We start from the raw sequence: 6,511 nt of genomic DNA, 5'->3' as shown, positions 1-6,511 counted from the left end.
GCGTTGGCGTCGTGGTCGGCGCCACAGGGACGGTGTTGCGGGCGATAGACGTGTACGCGGTCGCCACGCATGAACAGTTGGCGTGCGATGACGAGGCCATCGCCGCCGTTGTTACCCGCGCCTGCGACTACCGTCCAGTGGTGGTTATCCGGGTAGAGTTCCAGCAGTTTGGCGGTGCAGCGCGTCGCGGCGCGCTCCATCAGTTGTAGTGCGTTGATGCCCTGGCGTTCGCAGCTGAGGCGGTCAAGGCGGCGGATGTCGTCGGCATTCGCCAGCGGCAGCAATTCATTGAAATTCATCGGGTATCCAGGCGGGCGGGAAGGCGGGCAGCGCGTACTCCGGCGGGTAGCTGACGCCGTGGAGATAGAGCCCGTGCGCGGGCGCGGTGACGCCTGCGCAGCGGCGGTCACGGCTGGCAAGGACTTCGCCCGGCCAGGCGGTGCTGCGGCGGCCATCGCCGACGGCGAGCAGCGTGCCGACGATGTTGCGCACCATGTGGTGCAGGAAGGCGTTGCCGCTGATGTCCACCGCGAGCCAGCCGCCGCGTTCGCGCACGTCGATGCAGCGGATGTAGCGCCACGGGCTTTTTGCCTGGCATTCGGCGGCGCGGAAGGCGCTGAAGTCGTGTTCGCCGATGAGTGCCTGCGCGGCAGTGTGCATCGCGACGGCGTCGAGCGCTTTTTTGTGCCAGTGGCAGCGGTGCGCCCACAGGGCGGAGGGTTGCGCGTGGTGGCGGATGAGGTAGCGGTAGTGGCGTTCGCGCGCGCTGTAGCGGGCGTGGAAGTCGGCGGGGACGGCCTGTATCCATTGCAGGCGGATGTCGGCGGGCAGGTAGCGGTTGCCGCCTGCCAGCCAGGCGAAGTCGCTGCGCACGGCGTCGCTGTCGAAGTGGATGATTTGCGCGGTGGCGTGTACGCCCGCGTCGGTGCGCCCGGCGCAGGTGGTTTCCACCGTGTGCGCGGCGACTTGCCCCAGGGCGCGTTCGACCTGTTCCTGGATGGTGGACGCAAAAAAGGGCTGGCGCTGCCAGCCCGCATATTGCGTGCCGTCGTACTCAAGGCCGACGGCATAGCGTGTGGTCATGGTTATTTGTCGAGTTGTGCCAGCATACTGCGGGCGCGGACTTTTTGTGATTCGCTGCCGGATTCGAGGACTTCGTCCAGCCAGGAGCGTGCTTTTTCTGCCTTGCCCATGACGATGAAGGAGGTCGCCATGTCGAGGTTGATTTCCATCGCTTCCACGTCCACGTCGGCATCCGAGGCGGCAGGGGCGACGGTGGCAGCCGGGGCAGGTTTGGCAGCGGGTGCCGGTTCGGCTTTGGCGGCAGCGACAGTTTCGCTGTTGCTGCTGTTGTCGCTGAAGAAGTCGAGGGTTTCGTCATCGTCAGCGGCGGCAACCGGGGCGGCCGCTTCGGGGGAGCGTGCCGGTTCGTCTTCCAGCGCGAAGAAATCGAGCGCATCGCTTTGGGTTTCTGCGGCAGGTTCGGCGGCGATGACGACCGCGTCGCTGACCACGGTGTGATGTGCCGCCGGTTTTTCGGCTTCTTTTGCATCGTCTGCGGCTTTTGGCGCGGGTTCGGCTTTGGCCACTTCGGGCTGTTTGGCCGGGGCGGAGGGTTCTTCTTCGGCGAAGGAGAGGAAGTCGAAATCGTCGCCCGCGTCGGCAGCCGGGGCGGGTTCGGCTTTGGCCGGTTCAGGCTGTTTGACCGGGGCAGCGGACTCTTCTTCGGCGAAGGAGAGGAAGTCGAAGTCGTCGCCTGCGTCAGCAGCTGGAGCGGGTTCGGCTTTGACCGCTTCGGGCTGTTTGGCCGGGGCAGCGGGCTCTTCTTCGGCGAAGGAGAGGAAGTCGAAGTCGTCTTCCGGCTCGGCGGCGGTTTTGTCGGCGTGTTCTACCTTGTTTTCCGCTTTGGTAGCGGGTGCTGCCGGTTCTTCTTCGGCGAAAGCGAGGAAGTCGTCAAAGTTATCTTTTTCTTCGGCAACAGGCGCGGTTTCGGCTTTCGCCGCAGGTTGGGCGATGGGTTCTTCGTCGCTGGCGAAGGAGAGGAAGTCATCAAAGTCGTCTTTTTCTTCCGCGACCGGGGTGGCTTCGGCTTTGGCCGCCGGTTTAGCGGCAGGCGCGTCTTCGCTGGCAAAAGCGAGGAAGTCGTCAAAGCTGTCTTCTGCTTCGGCAGCAGGCGCGGCGGAAAGGTGCGGCTCGGCTTTGGCGGTGTGGTCCTTGCCGTTTTTCAGCGGAGCTGCGGGCTCGTCTTCGGCGGACAGTTTTTCAAGGTCGTTGAAGAAGTCGTAGTCTTCGTCGCTGTCGCTGGCAGGCGGTACGGCAATCGCGGTCGGCTCCTGTTTCGCGCGGTCGTTGCCTGCCACGGCGGCGACCGGTGCGGCGGGTTCGTCTTCCGGGATTTCCAGGTCTTTGAAGAAGTCGTCCGGCAGTTCGTCGGCGGAGTGCGGTTCGCCGTCGTCGTATTCGTCGCGGTATTTGGGCAGACCGGAGAATTTTTTGTTGAGGTCGTCCAGTTCGGAGAGTTGCGCATCCAAGCGTTCCAGTCCGTCCACGTCGGTGCTAGCGGGGGCGGCGTTGCGGATTTTGACTTCGCCGACTTTGTCGCCGATTTTTTGGCTTTCGCTGCTGTCCATTTCGGCGGCGAGACGCTCGATGTCTGCCGCGCTAAATTCTTCGATGCTGTCTTCGTCGCTGTCGTCACGGCGTTTGCGCTTGGCGAGCATGAAGGCGGCGGCACCACCGAGGGCGAGAACGCCGGTGCCTGCAGCGGCCAACAGCGGCAACGGCAGGCCGCTGGAGATTTTGTCTTCCGGTTTTTCCTGGGCAACCGCAGCGATGGTTTCGCTCTTCATTTCCGGCACGACAGCAGGCGCGGCCGGTGCTGGTGCGGCGTCGTTGCTGGCGACTTCCACCGGCGGGGTTTCTTCGGCTGGTGCGGGCGGGGTAACGGGTTCGGGTTGTACGGCAACGGTGTCTGCCGGGGTATCGTTGGCGGCGACTTCCGGCGCCGGGTTGTCGGCGGTGAGGTCAACCGGTTCGGGTTCGGGGCTGGCGTCGGGTTGCGGTTTCGGTTGCGGGTTGTTGGCGGCGACGAGGGTGTCGGCACCGTCCAGGGTCAGCGCATTGCTATCCAGCGGGGCGTTTTCCGCGGCATTTTCGGGAGTTGCCGGGGCAGCGGGGGTATCGTTTTGCGCCACCTCGGGTGCGGGCGCGGCGGCTTTGTTGTCCTGGTCGCCAGCGTTGTTGTTTTGTGCCAGTTCGGTGGCGACTGCCGGGGTGTCGGTGGCTGCTTTGGCTTCGGCAGCGTCGTTTTGTGCCAGCGCGTTGTCGGCGGTGGCAGCGGCTGCGCCCGCAGCGGCGGCTTTGGCGGCATCGGCCTTGTCTTTTGCCGCTTTTTCGGCTTTTTTCGCCTCCGCTTTGGCCTTGGCGCCGTTGTCGGCAATTTCGGTTTTGGCGGCAGGCATGGCAGCGGCGCCCGGATCGGGGATGGTAAGGGTACTGCCGACCATCAGGTTGCCCATGTCGTTATGGGCGAAGGAGCCACGGTTGGCATCGTAGATGGCGCGCATCATCTGCTGGATGGAGACGGATTCGGACGGACGCGCGGCGTTGGCAATGGAGAACAGGGTTTCGTTTGATTTGACCGGGCCGTATTTGCTGCCCACCGGGATGCTGCCCGGTTTGACCGAGGCGGAGTAGTAGGAGTAGCCACCGTCGCCGTTGTCGTTGTCGTTGTTGCCACGGTCGGCCAGTGCCGGCCGCGCCTGTTTGGGTTGGGTGGCAAGGTCGTGTCCGCCCCAGCCTTCGCTGTCGGCGCTGGCCGCACGCAAGGGCGCTGCTGCCTTGTTGCGCGCAGCCAGTTGTTCTTTTTCTTTGGCTTTGTCTTTTTTGTTTTTTTCTTTGTCTTTTTTCGGGTTCGCCAGTACGGGCTCGCTTTTTGCCGCCTTGCGGTTGTCTGCCAGCGCGCTGCGTGATTCGGGTTCGCCGATGGGCAGCAGTTCGCGTTCGCTGTTTTCGGCTTTGTCTTTTTTGCCTTTTTTCTTGCCTTTGCTGTCGCTGTCCGCCAGGGTCGGTTTTTCGATGATGGCCATCGGTTCGGCAGCGTTCGGGTTGAGCGGGTCGGCGTTAAAGAAGGCGGCGTATTCGCGGGTGACGGTGCTGCCGTTGCTGTTGATGGTCAGCATGAAGTTGACGAACGGCTCGCGGATGGTGGCGGTGCTGGTGACGCGGATGACGTATCCTTTGCCAGACGGTACCAGGCTGAAGCGCAGTTTTTTGTGGATGGGCAGCAGTTCTACGCCCTGGGCGCGATAGGCCGCGGGGCTGGCAAGCTGAACGGTTGCACCTTTGGCGGCAGCGGCAGTCATGCCATCTACCGGGATGGTGGCGCTCATCGGCTGGCCAATGCTGGAGTTGACGTGGATAGGGCCGAGGCCGATGGAGATGGCGGCACTGCTGCACCCCAGACCGACTGCCAGTGCAACGGTGTGGCGCAGACGTGCAGGTGTTTGATTCCTGTTCATTTTGTGCTCCTGAGCCGTATTGCATCTACGGCGGTATCATAAAAACAACATTGAGATTATAGCAGCAGTTGTTATACAAGCAAGTAATGTTTTACCAACCCCGTGATAATGCTGCTTCCAGGTAATTGCAGACGGCATCGCCGATGGCGGCGGTACCGTATGGTTGTTGCCCGTCTGCAACAATGTCGGCGCTGCGGTATCCCTGCGCGATGCTTTCTTTGACGGCGTTTTCCAGCAACCACGCCAAACTGTCTTCTTTAAGTGAATGGCGCAGCAGCATGGCGAGTGAGAGCAGCATCGCGTAAGGGTTGGCAATGCCTTTGCCGGCGATGTCCGGCGCGGAGCCGTGTACGGGTTCAAACAGGCCGACGCCGTCGTCGCGCAAGGATGCAGACGGTAGCAGGCCAATCGAGCCGGTGAGCATTGAGGCTTCGTCGGAGAGGATGTCGCCGAAGAGGTTGCCGGTGACGATGACGTCGAACTGGCGCGGATCGCGCACGAGCTGCATCGCGGCATTATCGACCAGCATATGCGTCAGCGCGACGTCGGGGTAGTCGGCGGCGACGGCTTCCACGGTTTCCCGCCACAGTTGCGAGCTTTCCAGCACGTTCATTTTGTCAATCGAGCAGAGGCGTTTTTGCCGGCCACGCGCCGCTTCAAAGGCGACGCGGGCGATGCGGCGCACTTCGCTTTCGTTGTAGCGCAGGGTGTTGTAGCCCTCGCGTTCGCCCGCCGCGTTGGTTTCGATGCCGCGCGGCTGGCCGAAGTAGATGCCGCCGGTGAGTTCGCGCACGATGAGGATGTCCAGCCCGCGCACCCGTTCGGGTTTGAGCGCGGAGCGGTCTATCAGCGCGTCCATGACGTGTGCCGGGCGCAGGTTGGCGAATAGTCCCAAATCGGCGCGGATGGCGAGCAGGCCGGTTTCCGGGCGTTGCGCGCGCGGGAGATTGTCCCATTTTGGCCCGCCGACGCAGGCGAGCAGCACCGCATCGGCGGCGCGGGCTTTGGTGCGGGTCGCTTCCGGGTAGGGTTCGCCCGTGGCATCAACCGCGCAACCGCCGAGGTCGGCGTAATCGAGCGCGACCGCCAGCTCCGCCTGTTCTTGTAATAAATGCAGGACTTTTTCCGCTTCTGCCATGATTTCCGGGCCGATGCCATCGCCGGGGAGGAGGAGGATGTTTTTCATGTTTGCTCCTTGAAAAGCCAGGGAAATTGTTGCCGGTGCCGCGCTTCAAAGGCGCGAATAGCGTCGGCGTGTTGCAGCGTTTGCCCGATGTCGTCGAGGCCATGATACAGCGAGTGTTTGCGGAAGCTATCAATTGTAAACGGGTAACTCGCCGCCCCGCATTGGATGGTCTGCGTGTCCAGATTGACTTCAATCGACACCGTCTCCGCCGTCTCCGCCGCCTGCGTCGCCGCGAGCAGCGCTTCGGCGTCGGCGGCGCTGACTTGCGCGGGCAGCACGCCGTTTTTGAAGCAGTTGCTATAGAAGATGTCGCCGAACGATGGCGCGATGATGGCGCGGAAGCCGTATTCATCGAGCGCCCACACCGCGTGTTCACGCGAGGAACCGCAGCCGAAATTCGCCCCGGCGAGCAGGAATTTCGCCCCCTGGTAACGCGCTTCGTTGAGGATAAACGCCGGGTCGGGGACGCGGTCGGGCAGATAGCGCCAGTCATCGAAAAGATACTGACCGAAACCCGTCTTGCTGATGAGCTTCAAATACTGCTTCGGCAAAATCGCGTCGGTGTCGATATTGCTGCGAAAGAGCGGCGCTAATACGCCGCGTTCAACGGTAAACGCCTTCATGCCAACCACTCCCGCACATCAACAAAGCGCCCGGCAACCGCCGCTGCGGCTGCCATTGCCGGGCTGACCAGATGGGTGCGCGCGCCCTGTCCTTGCCGCCCTTCAAAATTGCGGTTCGAGGTGGAGGCGCAGCGCTTGCCCGCTGGAATGCGGTCGGCGTTCATCGCCAGACACATCGAGCA

Annotated in this window: 6 protein-coding genes; all 6 read right to left on the bottom strand. The window is 62.9% G+C overall.

What is annotated here, in order from left to right:
- Window positions 1–299 (bottom strand): NAD(P)H-hydrate epimerase (locus Q0349_RS13690; RefSeq protein WP_298081573.1); only part of this gene is annotated, 299 nt, incomplete at its 3' end.
- Window positions 286–1,083, bottom strand: a complete 798-nt coding sequence (truA, locus tag Q0349_RS13685) for a tRNA pseudouridine(38-40) synthase TruA (protein ID WP_298081572.1) — start codon at window positions 1,081–1,083, stop codon at window positions 286–288. The genes truA and Q0349_RS13690, both read right to left, overlap by 14 nt.
- A 2-nt stretch (window positions 1,084–1,085) precedes the next feature.
- On the bottom strand, window positions 1,086–4,520 hold the full coding sequence (locus Q0349_RS13680) for a FimV/HubP family polar landmark protein (RefSeq protein ID WP_298081571.1): 3,435 nt from the start codon (window positions 4,518–4,520) through the stop codon (window positions 1,086–1,088).
- Between the two features lie 91 nt (window positions 4,521–4,611).
- Complete coding sequence (gene leuB / locus Q0349_RS13675; protein WP_298081570.1) at window positions 4,612–5,706, bottom strand: 3-isopropylmalate dehydrogenase; 1,095 nt, start codon at window positions 5,704–5,706, stop codon at window positions 4,612–4,614.
- On the bottom strand, window positions 5,703–6,329 hold the full coding sequence (gene leuD, locus Q0349_RS13670; protein WP_298081569.1) for a 3-isopropylmalate dehydratase small subunit: 627 nt from the start codon (window positions 6,327–6,329) through the stop codon (window positions 5,703–5,705). Before leuD ends, leuB begins: the two co-directional genes overlap by 4 nt.
- Window positions 6,326–6,511, bottom strand: a 186-nt coding sequence (locus Q0349_RS13665; protein WP_298081568.1) for an aconitase family protein, incomplete at its 5' end; no start/stop codon positions are given. The genes Q0349_RS13665 and leuD, both read right to left, overlap by 4 nt.

The organism is uncultured Cardiobacterium sp. (assembly GCF_938028185.1).
In the GTDB taxonomy this organism is placed as follows: Bacteria; Pseudomonadota; Gammaproteobacteria; order Cardiobacteriales; family Cardiobacteriaceae; genus Cardiobacterium.
Note: the sequence above shows the minus strand (reverse complement) of the source record. Positions and strands in the feature narration are given on the sequence as shown.